Annotated in this window: 15 protein-coding genes and 1 tRNA gene; 10 read left to right on the forward strand and 6 right to left on the reverse strand. The window is 40.5% G+C overall.

Annotated elements, in window-relative coordinates:
- The first annotated feature begins 207 nt into the window (after nucleotides 1-207).
- The 4 genes from pckA to BLW31_RS18045 all read left to right on the forward strand — a co-directional run bounded on the left by pckA (nucleotide 208) and on the right by BLW31_RS18045 (nucleotide 4,429).
- Nucleotides 208-1,815: a phosphoenolpyruvate carboxykinase (ATP) gene (gene pckA, locus BLW31_RS18030; protein ID WP_010535612.1), complete on the forward strand. Its 1,608-nt coding sequence runs from the start codon at nucleotides 208-210 to the stop codon at nucleotides 1,813-1,815.
- A gap of 124 nt (nucleotides 1,816-1,939) precedes the next feature.
- On the forward strand, nucleotides 1,940-2,497 hold the full coding sequence (locus BLW31_RS18035; protein ID WP_010535611.1) for a chromate transporter: 558 nt from the start codon (nucleotides 1,940-1,942) through the stop codon (nucleotides 2,495-2,497).
- Nucleotides 2,494-3,018, forward strand: a complete 525-nt coding sequence (locus BLW31_RS18040; protein ID WP_010535610.1) for a chromate transporter — start codon at nucleotides 2,494-2,496, stop codon at nucleotides 3,016-3,018. Before BLW31_RS18035 ends, BLW31_RS18040 begins: the two co-directional genes overlap by 4 nt.
- Nucleotides 3,019-3,100: 82 nt before the next feature.
- On the forward strand, nucleotides 3,101-4,429 hold the full coding sequence (locus BLW31_RS18045; protein WP_010535609.1) for a MutS-related protein: 1,329 nt from the start codon (nucleotides 3,101-3,103) through the stop codon (nucleotides 4,427-4,429).
- A gap of 40 nt (nucleotides 4,430-4,469) precedes the next feature.
- Here the strand turns inward: BLW31_RS18045 and typA are convergent, their stop codons facing one another.
- Nucleotides 4,470-6,269 carry a translational GTPase TypA gene (gene typA, locus BLW31_RS18050; protein ID WP_010535608.1) on the reverse strand — a complete coding sequence of 600 codons (1,800 nt, stop codon included), beginning with the start codon at nucleotides 6,267-6,269 and terminating at the stop codon, nucleotides 4,470-4,472.
- 157 nt (nucleotides 6,270-6,426) lie between these two features.
- Here typA and rpsO point away from each other — a divergent pair, with 157 nt between their 5' ends.
- Nucleotides 6,427-6,696 (forward strand): 30S ribosomal protein S15, encoded by a 270-nt coding sequence (gene rpsO, locus BLW31_RS18055; protein ID WP_010535607.1) that lies wholly within the window; start codon nucleotides 6,427-6,429, stop codon nucleotides 6,694-6,696.
- Between the two features lie 78 nt (nucleotides 6,697-6,774).
- On the opposite strand, the gene BLW31_RS18060 is transcribed toward rpsO, so the two are convergent.
- Nucleotides 6,775-9,399, reverse strand: coding sequence for a hypothetical protein (locus tag BLW31_RS18060; RefSeq protein WP_029425065.1), 2,625 nt, complete (start codon nucleotides 9,397-9,399; stop codon nucleotides 6,775-6,777).
- Nucleotides 9,400-9,804: 405 nt separating this feature from the next.
- On the opposite strand from BLW31_RS18060, the gene BLW31_RS18065 reads away from it, so the two are divergent.
- Complete coding sequence (locus tag BLW31_RS18065; protein ID WP_008761981.1) at nucleotides 9,805-10,380, forward strand: helix-turn-helix domain-containing protein; 576 nt, start codon at nucleotides 9,805-9,807, stop codon at nucleotides 10,378-10,380.
- A gap of 35 nt (nucleotides 10,381-10,415) precedes the next feature.
- Nucleotides 10,416-12,065 (forward strand): AMP-binding protein, encoded by a 1,650-nt coding sequence (locus BLW31_RS18070; RefSeq protein ID WP_010535605.1) that lies wholly within the window; start codon nucleotides 10,416-10,418, stop codon nucleotides 12,063-12,065.
- A gap of 87 nt (nucleotides 12,066-12,152) precedes the next feature.
- Here BLW31_RS18070 and BLW31_RS18075 read toward each other — a convergent pair whose 3' ends face one another.
- A complete protein-coding gene (locus BLW31_RS18075; RefSeq protein WP_010535604.1) occupies nucleotides 12,153-13,235 on the reverse strand; it encodes a mannose-1-phosphate guanylyltransferase in 1,083 nt (360 codons plus the stop codon).
- Between the two features lie 164 nt (nucleotides 13,236-13,399).
- Here BLW31_RS18075 and BLW31_RS18080 point away from each other — a divergent pair.
- Nucleotides 13,400-13,486 (forward strand) — tRNA-Leu (locus tag BLW31_RS18080).
- Nucleotides 13,487-13,669: 183 nt separating this feature from the next.
- Here the strand turns inward: BLW31_RS18080 and BLW31_RS18085 are convergent.
- The 3 genes from BLW31_RS18085 to BLW31_RS18095 form a co-directional block, all read right to left on the reverse strand.
- Nucleotides 13,670-14,857, reverse strand: coding sequence for a DUF418 domain-containing protein (locus BLW31_RS18085; protein WP_010535603.1), 1,188 nt, complete (start codon nucleotides 14,855-14,857; stop codon nucleotides 13,670-13,672).
- Between the two features lie 161 nt (nucleotides 14,858-15,018).
- Nucleotides 15,019-15,795 carry a class I SAM-dependent methyltransferase gene (locus tag BLW31_RS18090; protein WP_010535602.1) on the reverse strand — a complete coding sequence of 259 codons (777 nt, stop codon included), beginning with the start codon at nucleotides 15,793-15,795 and terminating at the stop codon, nucleotides 15,019-15,021.
- Between the two features lie 78 nt (nucleotides 15,796-15,873).
- Nucleotides 15,874-17,523 carry a sigma-70 family RNA polymerase sigma factor gene (locus tag BLW31_RS18095; protein ID WP_029425064.1) on the reverse strand — a complete coding sequence of 550 codons (1,650 nt, stop codon included), beginning with the start codon at nucleotides 17,521-17,523 and terminating at the stop codon, nucleotides 15,874-15,876.
- Between the two features lie 294 nt (nucleotides 17,524-17,817).
- Here BLW31_RS18095 and BLW31_RS18100 point away from each other — a divergent pair, with 294 nt between their 5' ends.
- Both BLW31_RS18100 and BLW31_RS18105 read left to right on the forward strand, forming a co-directional pair.
- Nucleotides 17,818-19,770 carry a dynamin family protein gene (locus BLW31_RS18100; RefSeq protein ID WP_029425063.1) on the forward strand — a complete coding sequence of 651 codons (1,953 nt, stop codon included), beginning with the start codon at nucleotides 17,818-17,820 and terminating at the stop codon, nucleotides 19,768-19,770.
- A gap of 10 nt (nucleotides 19,771-19,780) precedes the next feature.
- Nucleotides 19,781-20,950, forward strand: a complete 1,170-nt coding sequence (locus BLW31_RS18105) for a hypothetical protein (RefSeq protein ID WP_010535599.1) — start codon at nucleotides 19,781-19,783, stop codon at nucleotides 20,948-20,950.
- The last annotated feature ends 227 nt before the right edge of the window (nucleotides 20,951-21,177 follow it).

Raw genomic sequence — 21,177 nt, forward strand, 5'->3', positions numbered from 1 at the left:
CTTTCAAATTGCAATATTCAGTTTGCAGATATTGTTAGGAATTTATAAAAGAGATTCAATTAGGGAAAAATTTCTCTAATCCCTTCTTCCTTTTCAAAGAAAGTATTACTTTTGTACCCGGATTTACAAGGGGCATCCAAAGCTCCTTTCTTTAAGCTGGAAAGAGATAATAAAACAAAATACCAATTTTAATTAATTCAAAAGAAAATGGCAAATTTAGATTTGAGCAAGTACGGTATTACAGGTGTAACTGAAATCCTGCACAATCCGTCTTATGATGTTTTGTTCGCTGAAGAAACAAAACCGGGTCTGGAAGGCTTTGAAAAAGGTCAAGTAACAGAATTAGGCGCTGTTAATGTAATGACAGGTATCTATACCGGTCGCTCTCCTAAAGATAAATTCTTCGTTAAGAATGAAGCTTCTGCTGATTCAGTATGGTGGACTTCTGACGAATATAAAAACGACAACAAACCTTGTACAGAAGAAGCTTGGACTGACTTGAAGGCTAAAGCTGTTAAACAATTGTCTGGCAAACGTTTGTTTGTTGTTGATACTTTCTGCGGTGCTAACGAAGCAACTCGTATGAAAGTACGTTTCATCATGGAAGTAGCTTGGCAGGCTCACTTCGTAACTAACATGTTTATCCGTCCGACTGCAGAAGAACTTGCTAGCTATGGAGAACCTGATTTTGTATGTTTCAACGCTTCTAAAGCAAAAGTTGACAACTACAAAGAGCTTGGTTTGAACTCTGAAACTGCTACTGTTTTCAATTTGAAGACTAAAGAACAAGTTATCCTGAATACTTGGTATGGTGGTGAAATGAAGAAAGGCATGTTCTCTATCATGAACTATATGAACCCGCTTCGTGGTATCGCTTCTATGCACTGTTCTGCTAATACAGATATGGAAGGAACTAGTTCAGCTATCTTCTTCGGTTTATCTGGTACAGGTAAGACTACTTTGTCTACTGACCCGAAACGTAAGTTGATCGGTGACGACGAACACGGATGGGATAACGAAGGCGTATTCAACTACGAAGGTGGTTGCTATGCTAAAGTTATCAACCTGGATAAAGAAAGTGAACCGGATATCTACAACGCTATCAAACGTGATGCTTTACTTGAAAACGTAACTGTGGCTGCTGATGGTAAAATCGACTTCACGGATAAGAGTGTAACTGAAAATACTCGTGTTTCTTATCCTATCTATCACATCGAAAATATCGTTAAGCCTATTTCTAAAGGTCCGCACGCTAAACAAGTTATCTTCTTGTCAGCTGATGCATTTGGTGTATTGCCTCCGGTATCTATCCTAAATCCGGAACAAGCTCAATACTACTTCCTGTCTGGATTTACAGCTAAATTGGCTGGTACAGAACGTGGTATCACTGAACCGACTCCGACATTCTCTGCTTGCTTTGGTGCTGCTTTCTTGTCATTGCACCCGACTAAATATGCTGAAGAATTGGTGAAGAAGATGGAAATGACTGGTGCTAAGGCATACTTGGTTAATACAGGTTGGAATGGTTCTGGCAAACGTATTTCTATCAAAGATACTCGTGGTATCATCGATGCTATCCTTGACGGTTCTATCGACAAAGCTCCTACTAAGGTTATTCCTTTCTTCGACTTTGTTGTTCCTACAGAACTTCCGGGTGTTGATCCGAAGATCCTTGACCCACGCGACACTTACGAATGTGCTTGCCAATGGGAAGAAAAAGCAAAAGATTTGGCTGGACGTTTCATCAAGAACTTCGCTAAGTTTACAGGTAACGAAGCTGGTAAGGCTTTAGTTGCTGCTGGTCCGAAGCTCTAATCGAACATAGATATGTAATGCAAAACTGGGCGGTTCCGAAAGGAGCCGTCTTTTTTTGTTAATATGAAGGTAATTCCGTATCTTTGTTAATCTGAATTATATCCGATAAAACGCTGACAAAGAAATGATTATTACTTATTTAAAACTCTTTTATACGTTCGCAAAAATTGGTATGTTTACTATTGGCGGAGGCTATGCCATGATTCCTTTGATAGAACGTGAAATAGTAAAGAAAAACTGGATGAGCAAGGAAGAATTTATGGAAATGTTTGCCTTGACTCAATCACTCCCCGGTGTTTTTGCAGTAAATATTTCCATTTTCGTGGGTTATAAACTTCATAAAGTAAGCGGAAGTCTGGTATGTGCATTGGCGACTATTCTGCCTTCTTTTGCTATAATGATGCTGATTGCCATGTTCTTTGCCCGTTTTCAGGATAATGAGGTAATGATTCGTATTTTTAATGGGATACGTCCGGCAGTAGTAGCGTTGATTCTGTTTCCCTGTATATCTGCGGTCAGAGCTTTGAAATTGAAGTATGTACAACTGGTAGCCCCTGTGATTGCTACTGTCTTGATCTGGCAATTCGGGCTTTCTCCTGTTTATGTAGTACTGGCGGGAATTGCCGGAGGGTTGGTATATACGCTATGGTTGAAAGATAAGATTAAAGATATAAAGGCATGATATATTGGCAGTTACTTTGGGTGTATCTGAAAATAGGTACGTTTGGTTTCGGAGGTGGTTATGCTATGCTTTCACTTATCCAGCATGAAATTGTAGATCTCCACCACTGGCTGACTCCCCAGCAATTTACGGATGTAGTGGCGATTTCTCAAATGACTCCGGGACCTATTGGCATTAACAGTGCTACTTATGTAGGCTATGCAGTGACACAAAGTGTATGGGGAGCGGTGCTTGCTACTGTGGCAGTTTGTTTGCCTTCCTTCATATTGGTTTTACTGATCTCTTATTTTTTCGCGAAGTGTAAGGATAATAAATATATTAAAGCAGCGATGTCCGGCTTACTTCCTATGTCGGTGGCATTGATTGCTTCAGCTGCCTTATTGATGATGAACAGAGAGAACTTTATTGATTATAAAAGTATAGGAATCTTTGCGGCAGCTTTCTTTATTACATGGAAATGGGATTTGCATCCTATTCTGCTGATCTGCCTGGCAGGTGTGGCAGGAGTAATCTTGTATTAAAAAAACTTATTATAAGAAACGTTATTGCTTGTCTGTCATTACTTTGTCTATTTTTGTGAAAGTTGGACTAAGAAACAGAATTATGGTGTATCTGGATACCGATAAGCAAACCTGTGCGGATTTAAGCATAACGGAAAGCGTGTATGACGAGCAACCTCTTTGTTCCTTGTTTCTGAAAACAGAAACGAAACAGGGGAAATCTCTGATGCTGGAGTGGATTATGTATCCGTTGAGTGACTGGGAGACGATCTGTAAACGTCAGAAAGCAATCGACTGGGAGTTTCTGCCGGATCTTCCCCTAAATGAGGAGGAACTGGATTTTATCGAATATTATCTAGGTTACCGCGATCAGATAAGGAGAAATAATATTCTATTTACATGTGCCGGACTTATTGACCGTCTGGTGAGATACGATCCTAATCGTTATGTTATTTGCAGAGGAGTGAAACTCGTTATTCTCATGTTGCATCGTTTGGAAGAATGGGTGACAGGGGCGAGGAGTGATATGCCTAAATTGTTGAAGGAGGCTGCCTGTACTGTGCGGAGTATTTTGCATGGAAGTGAACTGGAAGAAGTGCTGGAGCAAACTTCTGATGAAAAAGCCCGCTTATCGATTTATGCTATTGATAAATATGATTATCTGTTTCGTTCCACCCGTCTTTTGTCTGTCAAAGAGTTGTTATCCATTATTTATTTACTGGATGTTTGCAGAACGGCCCATCGGGTTGCAAAAGAAAAGAAGCTTAATTGTACTCCTAAGATGGTACAAGCAATGGAGTTTTCTGTAGAGGGAGTCGTGCATCCGTTTGTGAAGAATGCGCAGCGAAATAATTGGGATATGTTTCAGGGGAATATCTCGCTTTTTACCGGTTCCAATATGGCGGGAAAGTCTACTACGCTAAAGGCATTGACTCTGGCTGTTTGGCTGGCTCATTGCGGATTACCCGTTTTTGCCGAGTCGATGACTTGTCCGGTTTATGAAGGTATCTATACTTCTATAAATTTACCGGACTCTCTGAGAGACGGGCGGAGCCACTTTATGGCAGAGGTACTTCGGATTAAAGAAATACTGATAAAAGTGGGAAGCGGGAAGAAGTGCTTGGTGGTGCTGGATGAAATGTTTCGGGGAACAAATGCGAAAGATGCGTTTGAGGCTTCCGTTGCAGTCAATGAATTATTGAGAGACTTTCCACATTGTCATTTTCTGATATCGACGCATATTCTCGAGTATGCAAAAGCATTTGAACATGATTGCTCCTGTTGCTTCTACTATATGGAGGCCGAAATCAAGGAGGATAATTTTGTATGCCCTCATCGGTTGCTGAAAGGAATATCGGAAGCCAGGGTTGGGTATTGGATTGTAAAGAAGCTGTTGAATATGCATGAACTTGAGATAGAAAAAGCCCGCTAGATCTCATCTGGCGGGCTTTTAACTTATTTAAAGCGATTGCTTACGATTTGTTCGCACGTTTACGTTCGATTTCATCCAGAATAACTTTGCGCATACGCATTGCTTTCGGAGTCACTTCTACATATTCATCTTCTTTGATGTACTCCAGTGCTTCCTCAAGTGAGAACTGAACGGGCGGAATCAGACGAACTTTATCATCAGATCCGGAAGCGCGCATGTTGGTGAGCTTCTTGGATTTTGTAACGTTGATAACCAGGTCGTTGTCATGAGAGTGCTCTCCTACTACCTGGCCTGCGTATACTTCGTCTTGCGGGAAGATGAAGAACTTACCGCGGTCCTGTAATTTATCGATAGCATAAGCAAAAGCGGTTCCGCTTTCCATGGCAATCATAGAACCGTTGGTACGGCGTTCGATTTCTCCTTTGTGCGGCTGGTATTCTTTGAAACGGTGTGCCATGATAGCTTCACCGGCAGAAGCAGTCAGTACGTTGGTACGAAGACCGATGATACCACGCGAAGGCATATCAAACTCAAGGTTGATACGTTCGCCCGTATTTTCCATCTTCACCATTTCACCTTTACGGCGGGTCACCATATCAATAATCTTGCTTGAATATTCTTCCGGCACGTTGATTGTCAATTCTTCAATCGGTTCGCACTTAACGCCGTCTATTTCTTTAAAGATAACCTGTGGCTGGCCTACCTGCAATTCGTATCCTTCGCGGCGCATGGTCTCGATCAATACAGAAAGATGAAGTACGCCACGACCGGAAACGATCCATTTGCCGTCTTCTTCACTCTTTCTTACGCGAAGTGCCAGATTCTTATCAAGCTCTTTCATCAGACGATCGTGGATGTGGCGTGAGGTAACGAACTTACCGTCTTTTCCGAAGAACGGAGAGTCATTGATGGCAAATAACATACTCATCGTCGGCTCGTCGATGGCGATTGGCGGCAATGCTTCCGGATTTTCGAAATCGCAGACAGTATCTCCGATCTCAAATCCTTCGATACCTACCAATGCGCAAATATCTCCTGATGAAACTTCATTGGTTTTTACGCGTCCCAAACCTTCAAATACATGAAGTTCTTTAATTTTAGATTTGAACATGTCGCCATTGCGTTTTACAAGCGTAATGTTCATTCCTTCTTTCAGGGTACCGCGGTGTACACGACCTACAGCGATACGACCGGTATAAGAAGAATAATCCAGTGAAGTGATTAACATCTGCGGAGTTCCTTCCAGTTGTTTGGGAGCCGGGATGTTTTCGATAATACAGTCCAGTAACGGGGTAATGGTTTCTGTAGGCTTTTGCCAGTCTGTACTCATCCAGTTATTCTTGGCAGAACCGTAAATAACGGGGAAGTCCAGCTGGTCTTCCGTTGCGTTGAGGCTGAACATCAGATCAAATACCATTTCGTAAACTTCTTCCGGACGGCAGTTGGGCTTATCTACCTTATTAACTACCACAATTGGTTTCAAACCGATTTCCAGTGCTTTCTGAAGAACGAAACGTGTTTGGGGCATCGGGCCTTCGAAAGCATCGACTAGCAGAATACAGCCATCTGCCATATTCAATACACGTTCTACTTCACCACCGAAGTCGCTGTGTCCCGGAGTATCAATGATGTTAATTTTAGTACCGTTGTAGTTGATGGATACATTTTTAGAAAGGATCGTTATACCACGTTCACGTTCCAGGTCGTTGTTATCCAGGATAAGTTCACCACTATTTTGATTGTTGCGGAATAGATTTCCTGCCAACAACATCTTGTCAACCAGCGTTGTTTTCCCATGGTCAACATGGGCAATGATTGCAATGTTTCGAATATTTTGCATATAATACCTATTATTTGGCGGCAAAGGTACGAAAATAGGATTAGAAATATATGCTATAACTACATTTTTTTTCTTGTAAAACGTTGTGAGATATAAAGATAATGTCTATCTTTGCACGCTCAAAAGAATAATTTACTATATAAAAATTCTAAAAATTATGTATTTAGACGCAGCTGAAAAGCAAGAAATCTTTGGAAAGTACGGGAAGTCTAACTCTGATACTGGCTCAACTGAGGCGCAGATAGCTTTGTTTTCCTACCGTATTTCTCATCTGACTGAGCACATGAAGCTCAACAGAAAAGATTATAGTACAGAGAGAGCTTTAACAATGTTGGTAGCAAAACGTCGTCGTTTGCTTAACTACCTGAAAGCTAAAGATATCGCAAGATATCGTGGTATTGTTAAAGAACTTGGTTTGCGTAAGTAATCTACTTGCCGCGAAAAGATTAAAAACCGTTTCTCATTGTGAGAAACGGTTTTTTTATTGTCTTCAATGAAGGGTGGATTAGTATTTTATGCTGTGCACATTGATTGCAGCCGGCTGTCCGTTGTATAGTGCTTCACAACTAATTGTCAGGAATGTAGACGAGTTCGCATTATTACAGCGAATGATGGCTTTTCCATTCTTGTCAGTGGTAACTTTAGGGTTCCAATAGATTGTACGGCGGTGGTCATTGCCTTGTCCTTTACTGATATCCGGATAATAGGGTGAATAAAATTCGATAGGTTGGGAGTAACCTTGGATTTGTGTGTTTCGAATACCACGTGACTGGTACTTCTTTTCCGGGTCCCAATTGTCGATAGTAGTGATATAGCAAATTGCATAGCTATTCTTTTTTCTATCAAAGGAAAAGGGGGAATCTAGATAACTTTTTAAGGCTTTTTCTTCAAAAGGGGAAAGTCTGGAAGTTTCCAAATGTTGTTGTAGGCTTTCATCACTTAGATAAAAAGTCTTGTCGTCATCTATTCCGGCTGTAGCTGACGGACCGTCGCAAATCATAACAGATTTTATTGCATCAATGCTTTTATCTATAAAAAGTTCTCGATCAAATATCGGATAAAGGACTCCATTTACCGTACATAGCATTGGATGACCGTTATATGACATGGTCAACAATGGAAAATCTGCATCCCAACTGGATTTTACTTGAATATTAGAATTCAGTGTCGCCATTAACCAAGGAAAATAATCCATGAATCCTCCTCCATCACGTATCTGGTCCAATTCCTTCGGTATATCATAATAGACTCTGACAGATTGTTCAAAAGCGAGAATTTTTTTGTATTTTGTACGCTTGGCTTTCACCATAACCTGATTCAATACGTGGGCATCGTGTCCTATAATAGAATCTAAATAAAGAGAATCGGAGAGATGGCTCCACCAACTAAGAGCACTTATGTCTTCCCATTTTGGATGGAACTCTTCGTAGCTATACTTACGCAAATCAGGTGCAAAGTTACGAAAAAGTAATATGTTTGTTTTCCGATTCAACTTTTTCCCTTTCCGGCGAGTTTGGAAGATTGCACTCATGGATCCAGTAAAGGTATCCATTGGGATATGGAAAAATCCCAAAGAGTCTGTGAGAGTAAAGCCTGCTGCCGATACTGTGTCTTGTCGGGCAATAACACTTACAAGTATATCTTTCTGTTCTTTGTTTCTTAGAAAAGATGTTATCTGTCCGTGTAAGGTTAACCTTGTTTCTGGCAAATAGGCAGGCTTTTGGGGAATACTACTGATGGCTTGGCTTATATCATATTTTCTCCATCCGTGAATCATCAGTAAGATGTCTAGTGCCACTCTCCGCTTGGGGGAATGGTCTACGAAATAATATCCGGGTTGATGGATATATCCTTTCAGATCTGATGTAAGCAGCAAATCTGTATAAATCGTCTGATCGAATCGTTGGAAATCTGATTGTAAAGCGTCTCGGATGGCTACGGAAAAGTGTCCTTGTATCGGTTTACCGGTATTGTCTTTCATTGAGATATGGTATTCAATAGGTTCAAAAGGATAGTACAATGCATTGGGGGATGTGGCTGTTAACTGTAAAGATGGAGAAGGCATCACATAGCAAAAACGCTCGCATAGCGTTGCCCCATTGCTATTCATTAAAGAGAGTTGTATGACTCCTCCCGGCAATCCCTGAGTGGATAACGGGAGATGATATACTGTTTGATCTTTAAAATCAATGGTCTGATACATGAGCGGACGTCCTTGATGTGATATGAATAAAGCCAGTGTATCTTTGAGACTTGTCGAATTTCTGAGAACTTTGATGACTAATGCTTTTTCTTTAGATGTCACATTTAGCACATATCCTCTGGGTAATGCCTTTGGCAGCTGAAATGAGTATTTTTTATCTTGATAGGTCACTACAGCTTTGGCTTGTTTGTCTGTAGGGGTGTATATAAAGCATCCCATACCGTTGTGGAGGGTTGTAAATTGCGCAAGTTCTACATCATCCGGCCCATAAACAGTTCCTGAAATGCCTACTGTACCTTCTTCTTTACTTGTCGCTTCGAATGCAACGACTGAAGGTATTCCCTCTACTAATTGTCCACCTTCCGGGAAGAATCGAATCATGAAATCTTTTTCTTTTGAACGTGGACGTTGCTTCATAGATTCGTCCATTCGGTAGGTGATGATGCTCCGGTTTTCGTCTACTTCGCTCCTCCGTTTTCTATATACAGGGATCGTACGCGAGAAATATTGCTTTTCACTGAATGCCAACATCCATTTCGTATAAGCCCTAATCTCATAAAAACCGGAGAATAAGGCTTTTGTCAGTATGAATTGTCCTTCTCCTTCTCCATCCCGCAACTGTATAATTTGTCGTTCGGCAGTATTTCCTAGTTGGTCTAATAGTTCTACATAAAGTGGGGTACTGATTGGGCTAGGCTGGTTTTGCTCGGCCGTTACTACGTATGCCTTATACCATATTGTGTCTCCGATGTAGTAACTGGTGTTGTCCAAATGTAGATAGGCCTTCTCGCGTGGATATGCATCAGCGTAGGCTTGTGAACGGGCAAAGTAAGTTGCGAATATCGAATCCGCAATTTGCTGGCTATGAATTTGCACGGCTATACTTGATAGGAGGCAAAGGAGGGTGATTATGGGGCACCGATTCATTGCGTTTTGAGTGATTAGTAATTTGAAGGTAGTGGAACGTCAAATGTTAACATAACTATACTTGTTTAGTCACGAATAGTTGCAAAATGAACAGTTGGACCATAATGACTGTGAATTGATTGTGTGTGTTCATAAGCTATATATATTTAGAGGTTTAACAATAAGTACTTATGATCTATAGTTTTACAAGAAAGGAAAAAATAATGATAATATGAAAATTCCGAGTTTAATTAGTGTTAATCTCCAGTCTATATATTACTTAATCCATTTTCAAGGCAGGTAGGTGAAAAGAGATATATTATGGGAGATATTTTAGGATTATAATTGTGTTCATCTAAAGATTTTGCTATTTTTGCAACCTAATTATTCTAATTTATCACCTTTGCTAACTAAAAAACTTTCAATATGGATACGAGTAAGATTGTTGGAGAGAAAATTAAAGCGCTCCGGGAAGATAAATCAATAAGTATAGAAGAATTGGCACAGCGTTCGGGTTTGGCTATCGAGCAGATCGAACGTATTGAGAATAATATCGATATACCTTCGCTTGCACCACTAATTAAAATAGCGCGTGTGTTAGGCGTGCGTCTGGGTACTTTTCTTGATGATCAGGATGAAATCGGTCCTGTGGTATGCCGTAAAAAAGAGGCTAAAGATGCCATCAGTTTTTCCAATAATGCGATTCATTCACGCAAGCATATGGAATATCATTCGTTGTCTAAATCGAAAGCGGACCGTCACATGGAACCATTTATCATTGATGTGATGCCGACAGAGGACAGCGACTTTGTGCTTTCTTCTCATGAGGGAGAAGAGTTTATTATGGTCATGGAAGGGGTTATGGAAATCAGTTATGGTAAAAATACCTATTTGCTGGAAGAAGGTGATAGCATCTATTATGATTCCATCGTTCCCCATCATGTACATGCTTACGAGGGACAGGCTGCTAAAATATTGGCTGTAGTCTACACACCGATTTAAAAAAATATCAGGTATCAAATATTAAGAATAATCTCATGCAATTATTTGAACGTACTCTTGGACAATGGCTGGAACATTGGGCCGAAGAGACTCCCGATAAGGAATATATCGTATATTCCGACCGTAATCTTCGTTTTACCTGGAGTCAGCTGAACCAGCGTGTGGATGATATGGCGAAAGGACTGATCGCTGTTGGTGTGGAACGTGGTACTCATGTCGGCATATGGGCAGCGAACGTGCCCGATTGGCTGACATTGCTGTATGCCTGTGCCAAGATTGGTGCGGTATACGTCACAGTAAATACGAATTATAAGCAGTCTGAACTGGAATATCTTTGCCAGAATTCTGATATGCATACACTTTGTATCGTTAATGGCGAAAAGGACAGTGACTTTGTGCAAATGACGTACACGATGCTTCCTGAATTGAAAACCTGCGAACGCGGTCATTTGAAGAGTGAACGTTTCCCATATATGAAGAACGTGGTATATGTCGGTCAGGAAAAACATCGGGGAATGTATAATACGGCTGAGATATTGCTATTGGGGAATAATGTGGAAGATGACCGTCTGACTGAACTCAAAAATCAGGTAGATTGCCATGATGTGGTAAATATGCAGTATACATCAGGAACTACCGGTTTTCCGAAGGGAGTGATGCTGACTCATTATAATATTGCCAACAACGGTTTTCTGACTGGTGAACACATGAAGTTTACGGCTGATGATAAACTTTGTTGTTGTGTGCCGCTGTTCCATTGTTTTGGAGTGGTGTTGGCTACGATGAACTGTCTGACTCATGGTTGTACGCAAGTGATGGTAGAGCGGTTTGATCCGCTGGTAGTGCTGGCGTCCATTCATAAAGAACGCTGTACGGCCCTCTACGGGGTGCCTACTATGTTTATTGCCGAGTTGCACCATCCGATGTTTGATCTGTTCGATATGTCTTGTTTGCGTACTGGCATAATGGCCGGTTCGTTGTGTCCGGTTGAACTGATGAAACAGGTAGAAGAAAAGATGTATATGAAGGTTACCAGTGTATACGGACTGACAGAAACAGCTCCCGGTATGACTGCAACCCGCATCGATGATTCGTTTGATGTACGTTGTAATACGGTAGGACGTGACTTTGAATTTACTGAAGTCAGAGTAATTGATCCCGAAACTGGAGAAGAATGTTCGGTAGGTGTGCAGGGAGAAATGTGCAACCGTGGATATAATACGATGAAAGGATATTATAAAAACCCGGAAGCTACGGCTGAAGTGATTGATAAAGATAACTTCTTGCATTCGGGCGATTTGGGTATTAAAGATGAAGACGGAAATTACCGGATCACCGGGCGTATCAAGGATATGATTATTCGCGGTGGTGAAAATATCTATCCGCGTGAAATTGAAGAATTTCTTTATAAGCTTGATGGAGTAAAGGATGTTCAGGTAGCAGGTATTCCCTCTAAGAAATATGGTGAAGCGGTTGGTGCATTTATCATCTTACAGGAAGGAGTGGAAATGCATGAGTCAGATGTACGTGATTTCTGTAAGAATAAGATTTCCCGTTATAAAATACCGAAATATGTCTTCTTTGTGAAAGAATTCCCGATGACAGGTAGCGGTAAAATTCAGAAATTCAGATTGAAAGACCTTGGACTGCAACTTTGTAAGGAGCAGGGGATAGAAATTATTTAAATGAAGAACTAAAAATGAAGAATGAAGAATTGCTATGCAGCATATAGCGCAGCTGATTCTTCATTCTTCATTTTTAGTTCTTCATTCTTAAATGAAATCGTCTCCCAGTTGCATCTGGGCGTCATTTACATACTTGCGGATGGAATGTTCTTCGTCTTTACGGCAAATTAGCAGGACATTGTCCGATTCAGCTATCAGATATCCTTCCAGTCCATCGATCACGGCGAGTTTTCCTTTAGGGAGTACGATCATATTATCTTTTCCATTGTATATCAAAGAATGGCTTTTTAACGTTACATTGCCTTCCCGGTCTCTTTCTGACAAATCGTAGAGTGATCCCCATGTGCCCAGATCAGACCATCCAAAGTCGCCCAAAGATACATATACATTGTCTGCTTTTTCCATGATGCCGAAGTCGATGGAAACATTGGGACATGCAGGGAAGTTTTCTTCAATAAATGCTTTTTCTTTGTCGGTGGCATAGATGTTTTTTCCTGGTGCCAGTTTGGATGCTAATTCGGGAAGAAGGATTTCTGTGGCTTTTATGATAGTATTGACATTCCACATGAATAATCCGGAATTCCAGTAAAATTCACCGCTTTCTACGAATACTTTTGCCAATTCCAACTCCGGTTTTTCAGTGAATGTCTTTACTTTGTAGAAGCCATCGCCGGTTGGTTCGTCAATTTGTATATAGCCATATCCGGTTTCAGGTCGGTTGGGTTTGATTCCCAATGTCAGTAACTTCTCAGAGTGAGAAACGAATTCCAATCCTTTAATGATTGCGGCACGAAATTCTTCTTCCTTTAAAATCAGATGATCTGAGGGGGCAACTACGATATTCGCATTCGGGTTTAAAGCACGGATATGATAGGCAGCCCATGCGATGCATGGAGCCGTATTTCTTCTTGCCGGTTCCAATAATATCTGTTTCTCATCCAATTCGGGAAGTTGTTCCTTTACCAGATCGGCATACATTGCATTGGTAACAATAAGAATATTTTCGGTCGGGATTACTTTTTGAAAGCGGTCGAAGGTCTGTTGCAGGAGTGAACGACCGGTTCCGAAGAAGTCAAGAAATTGTTTGGGCAATGTTTTGCGGCTAAACGGCCAGAAGCGGCTACCGATACCACCACCCATAATCACGCAATAATTATCCATGTTTGTCATGATAGTGACTCTATTTTTAAATGTTTTTGCTAATGTACGGTTTATTCTCTAAATACAGAAGTCTTTGGGGCATGTTTTATTATTTTTTGCTCCTTTTTTTACTCAAACTATTGTGGATTCAAAATATTGTCGTATCTTTGCACCGCAATTGAGAAATCAAGCATGCCCAGATGGCGGAATCGGTAGACGCGCTGGTCTCAAACACCAGTGGATTCACTTCCATCCCGGTTCGACCCCGGGTCTGGGTACCACGAAAAGCTAAGAATTGAGTAATCAATTACTTAGCTTTTTTGTTATAGGGCATTTCTTTCTAATGTGCACTATCAGAAGTTTCCCGATATTTTCTATAGACTGTGTTATTTGCAGCAAAAATACTAAAAAGGTGCAATTCACTTTTACGATGAATTGCACCTTTTCTTATCTCTCAGTATCATTTATCCCTTACCTACCTTTATCCAGGTTGCTTTCTTCCATAACCATTCTAATGGACCCTGACGATGTGAACGAAGCCACCAGTTACAAAAAAAGTATTGTAAAAAGAATACGCTTACACCAATAAGGATACACGCTGTAATGCCTGTATGCAGATAAAGCCCTAGTCCCCAGTTGTAAAACAAGAACCCTCCGATTAAAGATTGTGACAGGTAGTTGGTCAAGCTCATGCGTCCATAAGGTGCAAATTTATGAAGAACATTCTTAAGGGTTGTCAGGTAATAAACCAGTATGATACCTGCAAACATGATTCCTGTAAATGCAATATTTGACAGTGACTTGCATAGAAGGACAGAAGGTACAAGTAGTGCTTCGCGACTTATAAAGTCGGGGAGTATATTTATCAAACCATAAATGGGGAAAAAAGCGGTAACGGCTATGATGAATACTTTAATCCAGATTTTTATATTCTTTTCTGAATAGAGAAACGCGTTGCTACGCCCAATTATCATACCTACCATAAACAGACCGGCGGTTTGAGTAACTCTTCCGTGTAATAGCATCCAACCCATATTGGCAACATTACCCGTCCATATGGCAGTTTTGCACATTTCGAGGAAAGAACCTTCTTTTTGAGCAGCATTGACTAACTCCCAGTATGGAGCATCAAGATCAGCATTGATAATATAGTCGGGGTTGATGAGTGCATAAATTATTTGTCCCAACTCAATAGGCTGCAGGAGAAGAATAACTGCTATGATCGTGACTGTGCGGGTAGAAAGCCGACAGACTGCGATCAATACATAGCCCAACAATGCATAGAGTATCAATATTTCACCGGGAAATAGGGCAGAATTGATGCAGGCTATAAAAAGAAGTAATACTAACCGCCAGGCAAATCGACCACGAAAATCTTTTCCTTTTTGTTTTTGTGAGTTGTCTTGAATAAAAAAGCTAAATCCAAAAAGCAATGCGAAAATGCAGTAGGCTTTACCGGAGAAGGTAAAAAACACACTGTCCCAGATTACTCTGTCTGTAAATATCAGAAAGTTGCAGGTTTCTTCCGGAAAGCTATTAAGACTGAACCGTTCGATAAAATGGATAAGAGTAATCCCCATTACGGCAAAACCACGTAATACATCTGCTATTTCGATACGATTATTACTGGGTAGTGTACTAGATAAGTGCATACTTTTTAGAGTTATAATGTTAACATGTTTTTTATTTCAGATGCAAATTTAACGTACGCCCTCCATATTTCAGGAAAAATACTGTTCAATAAAGAACAAAATATGACCTTCAGGGGCTTTGTAGCATCTTGGAAAAGGCAATGTTTTATAGTTGAACCATGCTATGTTGGTTTTATCAAATAGAAACAACTGGTACTGAATACATTTCTTATGAAAGGAATATGTGCGATCATTCTGTTTAGTTTGCGTGGGGCTAGTCCAGATTTAATTTTGTAGTGCGGGTTGATGAAGTATAACTGTTCATTGACGATTTGATAGCCAGTCTGTTTTACTGTTTTTCGCAGCATTTCTATTGTACATCTGGTCTGTTTGATGGTTAGCAATTCTTGGATCGTGCTTTCTTGTTCACTGAAGATTCTCAAAATTCCTTGATATAAAATGCGAGGTAACAGATGGATAAATGGCATATGAGAGATAACTTTACTTCGTGCAATCTGCTGATGACCGCCAAATGGCATTTGCCAGGCAGGAAAAGCGATGAAGATAACACCGTTGGGAGATAGATAATTCTTTAAGCTGTGCAGAAATAACTCTTTGTTGTCGATGTGTTCTATTACATCATGTATGAGGATAAGCGGGAAATGTTTCTGTAAATCATTTAATAAGAAGATATCAGAAGCAATAAAAGTTCCTTTTTGCTTTTTGGTAATGAAGAAGTTTTTTGCCTGTTCAATTCGCGAGACGGCAATATCGATTCCAATGGTGTCACAACCTAGTTCAGCGAAAGGAAGCAGATTTCCTCCTTCGCCACATCCTACTTCCAATACCTTGTTTGGCAGGTTGCCGATATTCTTTTTTATATAAGGTATATAATAATTTCTCGTAGTGTGAGCTTGTTCCTCAAAATAACGTTCGCGGTTTGTATGTCGTTCCTGCATTTGATTTGTCAATTGTTTCTAGGGTTTCTATAGTTATGATTCACGATCGGCCAGAAGACTGCATGACAGAATGACTTTTTACCAGGAAAAACGAATACCTACAGGAACGGTGAACGTAACCGGATGTTCTTTTCGGATGGTACGCAATGAACTTCCATCGGGAATATAATAATTGATAGTTGGTTCTATGTAGATGCTGGTATGGGGTGTAAACTGATATTGTACACCTGCGCTTGCATTGACTGACCATTGTAAAGGCGCCTCTAATGTCTGATAACCTAAATTAATGGGTACACTGTCTGTTACATGGGAAGTATGCAGTGTACTTTTTAACGGGATCTCCATTTGGAAACCGGCTGTCGAGTAGAATGAGAGCCGTTTGTAATTTCCAAGTCGGTAAGAAATACGGAAAGGGATACCGATATAATGGAGCTTCTGTGTTTCCTGAATGCGGTATTCTTTTCCTGTGGTGAACTCTGATTTTAGATAGGTATATTGCAGTCCGGTTTCTATGCTCCAGTGGTGGCTGAGTTTTTTGTTGAATGAGAGCCCGAAAGTGATAGGGGTATCATGATGCTGATGTTCTATAATCCTTCCACTATTGTTCTTGGCAATTGTCATTAGCGTCAGCGAATCACCTAAAGTCCCTTCTTGATGGCGGGTGTTTAAATAGTCATAATATTCTTCCCAGGTATTGACTTGTTGGGGGAGCCCACTTTCCAAACCGTCAGAGTGTGGTGTTGCTATCAACTTATATAGGTTTTGTGCCAGCTGAGGCCCAACTGACCCTGCCAACATTATTTTCCATTTTCCTGCTTTCTTCTTTGGGGGTGAGGCAAATTTTCGGCTTGAATATGAGAAGGCAATCGTTTGGTCTGTAGGCTCCCATATAAAAGACGGTTTTACGGCAGGCAGTTTATCTGCCGGGTCTTTTCTTTCAGAGATGGCAGATGATATTGTTGCGGCTGTGTCTGATGCCAATCGGGGAAGATTTGTTAAAGTGATATTATAACGCTCCTCTTCTTTGTAATGGGGGATATATCTGGAAGAAATTGTATTTTCATTTTCCGGCTTCTTCTCTATTTTCGATTTCCGGATAACATTTTTCGCCCAATGATTAGTTTTAGTATCTCTTCTTTTCCAGTCCAAATAGTCATGTATCATTGGGAAAAGGAACAAAATCACTAATATGAGAATCTGTTTGTAATCAGAAATCATCTTTTTAAGTAATCCTTTTGCCCTGAATAATTGGGAAGAGGAGGAATGCGGAGCTATATTCAGCAGTTTTCCTATTTCCTTGTGAGACAAACCTTCCAATATTGCCAGTTTGAATACTTTGCTATATCCTTCCGGTAACTTCTCGACCATTTCTGCTATCTTATCATAAGGAATGGAATCAGATAATGGAGGATTATCGACAGGTTCCTCTTCTTCCGCAATGTCTGATAGGGAAATAGAAGTGTTTGCGCTATTTTGGTTAAGATATCTTAGTGATATATTCTTCATGATTGCCCCCATCCAACTTTCTAGTTTCTCAGGGGTACGCAGTGAATCAATCGAAGTGAAAATGACAATGAATCCGTCGTGTAGGAGATCTTGTGCGATTTGTTTGTCTGGCACATAATGAAGGCATATTTTCATCATCTTGCCCGAATAAGTTTTATAAAGCAGGCCCAAAGCCAGCTCATCGCCTTCTTTACATAAATCTACAAGTTCTTTTATATCCATGTGCATGTATTATTTTAATATGATGGATAGAAACCCGAAAGACTGCATGACTCTTTCTGTTTTAACATTTATAATATGTGGCAACATGTTGGATACAAAGAAGTGAGACGCTTAGTTACTTCATGATTTTTAGCGGTTTAAGAGTCCGTTCTCATCAAATAATAGAACTTTACCGCCAGTAATTTACTTTTTTGTGGGCTATACATTTTTTATTTCCCGGCAAACTGTTAACTTTATCTCAATATTATAATAATGCATGGAACAGCGGTTGCGCTATCATTGAAATTCTTGTTTATGAGTAAATACAAATTTATAGAAGAAAAAGTAGAAACAATGTCTCTGCCGGAGCTCAGGGTATTCTTGAATATACTGAAGAATAAATCTCAGGAATTGATGTCAACACTGGAGATAGCGGGGAGGATAAAGGACCTGGAGATTGTTTATAAGTCTATTCAGAAACTGACAAATCGTGCTTCTGAATTTGACGGAGGCTCTTTTCTTATATTGGTGGTTGGACCTGTGAAATCGGGAAAATCTACTTTAGTCAATCTGATAGCACACGCTCATGTCAGCCCCACTCATTTTCTGGAGTGTACGGTGCGTCCTTCTATCATATCAAAAGGACAGGAAGAATCCATTACTTCCATCTTCTCTACCGCCGATAAAGTCAAAAAGGTGGAACAGTTTGACTCGGTCATTGATAGTCTGCGCGGATTTGAGAAACTGGAAAACATTCCCGAGATAGGCATCGAGAAGAAAGAACTGAATGATATTAATTTGGATGCCTGTGTTTCACTGGCTTTGGAAGAAAGCGTAATTAATGCGGATCATACGTTGGTGACATCTATAACAACGTCCGGCGGGGAGCTTCTGAAAGATAATATATTTTTGGTGGATATGCCCGGACTGGACGGTGGATATGCAAATCTGGATAATCCCATTTATGAAACGATTTCTCAAAGGGCAGATTTCGTAATATTTGTGCAAAGTTCAAATTCTGCTATATCGAAGGTTTCCAATCGTTTTCTGAAGTTGTTGCAGGAGAATAATCCGAAAGTTCCGGTTTGCCTTTTGCATAACGTATTTGAAGCGGCCTACTGGCATTCGGAAGAAGAGAAGCAGGCAGTCATTAAAGCGCAGGTAGAATTTGCAGAGAATGAAATGGGGAGACGGAATTTCCAGTTAAAGGGGAGTATATACAGCTTGAACTTGGGCAAAGTGGCGGATGCTGCCAGTTATGAAGGGGTGGAAAACCTTCAGGAAGAAGCTGCGAAGTTTCAGGAATTTGAGAAGGACTTGTATGGCAAGGTAATCTCTAATAGTACTGACATACGTCTGCGAAGTGTAATAGGAAGAACACTGAACCAATTGGAAAAACTGGATAACTCAGTCAGTGACCTGATAGACAAACAGGAAGCAATCGATGAAGAATACCGGGCTGCGGCAGCTTCGTTTGACGAATTACTTCATCAGGCAAATGAGCTTGGTTATGATGGGGGTGATTTTAGGAAAATGGTGCAAGTGTATATGGATGATGATTTGAAAGAGTTTGTGGAAATCGTGAAGGAGTATTATGACTCCGCATGCAATTCCGCCTATGCAGGTGGAGCAAAGGGAAAGGAGGCGACCCGCGCCCTTGTCACAAAGTTTATGACTGATTCGTCAGCGGCAATAAAAAGCAAGTTTCTTGATTCTCATGAACATAGCCTGGTCCGGCAGTATCTGCGGAAATTGTCTAATTTGAAAGATGATGTGTCTTTTATAGAGAAGATGAATGCTTTCTTGAAACAAAAAGGTTGTATGACTTTTGATTCAGTGTCGCAAGTAGCAGATTTCCCGATGGTCGATTTTGATTTACAGGGAGCTTTTGATGTAAAGAATATCAATCATCCGACGGTTCCACATATCGGAATCCCCAATCCTTTCGGAACGTATTCGATAGCGGAAATTCAACATTTTCTGAAGAAAGCGATGGAGTGCATCACCGGAATCGATCATACGCATACGGGAAGAACAATCAAGGGGTATCTTCAGTTGACTGTCGGGAAGAGTATATGCAAAGCAGCCAATGATCTTTATGATCAGTATGTACCTGTACGTAAGCAGCGTATCATTGATTTTCTGGAACGGCAAAAAGAGGCGTATCTGGGAGAATTAGTTCCTGATAAAGAAGAATTTGACAGGAAAGATGCATTGCTTCGGTCGATAAACACACAAGTTCAGAGTTTTAAAGATTCAATAAGATAAGAATAGGTCTATGAAACGAAATTTATTAATTATCACCCTCCTGTTTTTAGGCTCTTTTGTGATATTATTGTTGGGTAATATCATTATAATAGGTGAGAAAATCGCTTCCTTATCTCATGTAGCATGGGCAGAGTATGCTTTTTATGTATTGATTCTGATTGTATTTTATGCTGTCGTTATACGTCCGGTGATCCGGGTGCATCGTGCTCCGCAGATTCCGGCTTTGTCTATTGACGGAGAGTGGGATACGGCACGACTTATAGCGTTCGGGCATAAGCTGGCGGATAATTGCAATTATATACCTAAAGATAAAACGTGTCCCGAGTTGAGAAAGCTGCATCAGCAGAAGATACGTGAAGACTTGGAACGTTATGCTACGGATAAAGAAGAATTGGTACAGATATTGAGTGATGAGTTGAAATTGCGTATTGAGGGTGGAGAATTGCGGGAAGCTTCAGGACCACATGTAGAAGATATGCATTCAGTCCGTATCATTGGGATCAACCGTCGTATTATAGAATGGGCAAAATCTGTTTTTATGATTACCGCCATCTCGCAGAACGGGAAACTTGATACTGTCTCAGTGCTTTATATGAATTATAAGATGATAGAGGATGTGATCATTGCCTCCGGTTTTCGTCCCACCCGGCAGCAACTGTTCCGGCAGTACGTTAATATATTGGTTACTTCTCTGATGACTTTTGTTGCATCCGAAGTCTTTAAAGATATGGGTTCGGTTGCTCCCTTCGAATCGTTGGCGGACCCATCCTCGGATGCTGCATCCGATATAGACTTGTCCGATGCTGCTGTTGATGGAGCCGATGTCGATCCGGATGATATTGGTGATACCGTTTCGGGAGGTACCGGCTTTTTGAGTATTTTGTCCGGTGTGAAAATTCCGGGTGTAGTCATAGGTTCGATATGTGACGGAATAGTGAATTCACTGATGACTTTGCGTATCGGTTATGTGACACGTAACTATCTGGTAGATGGAATGAATTCATTAAATGGGATCAAGGCCAAAAGAAAAGCGAAGCGTGCAGCCGTGAAGGAGGCACTGAAATCTTTGCCTAAAGTTGTCGTGGTAGGTACTTCTTTTGTGGGAAAGGGAGCGATGAATATTATTCTGAATATTATTGGCGGTAAGAAAGTGAAGGAAGTTGATGAAACGAGTCATTAAATATAACTTAAATTTGATATAAATCAGAATCTTTTCATTGGAATCGACTCAAAAGGTTGATTCTGTCTCCATTCTTTTTCTTTTGGAAGAAGTAATCTTCGTGGGTGGAGATAATAGATGGAAATAAAAGACGGCACTGTCCACCATTTTGTGTAAATAGAAAACTTCAGGATTCGGGTTTTATACTTGAATCCTGTTTTCAAATATAGTAATAAATTGGTTAAATA

Source organism: Bacteroides faecis MAJ27 (genome assembly GCF_900106755.1).
GTDB classification, from domain to species: Bacteria; Bacteroidota; Bacteroidia; order Bacteroidales; family Bacteroidaceae; genus Bacteroides; species Bacteroides faecis.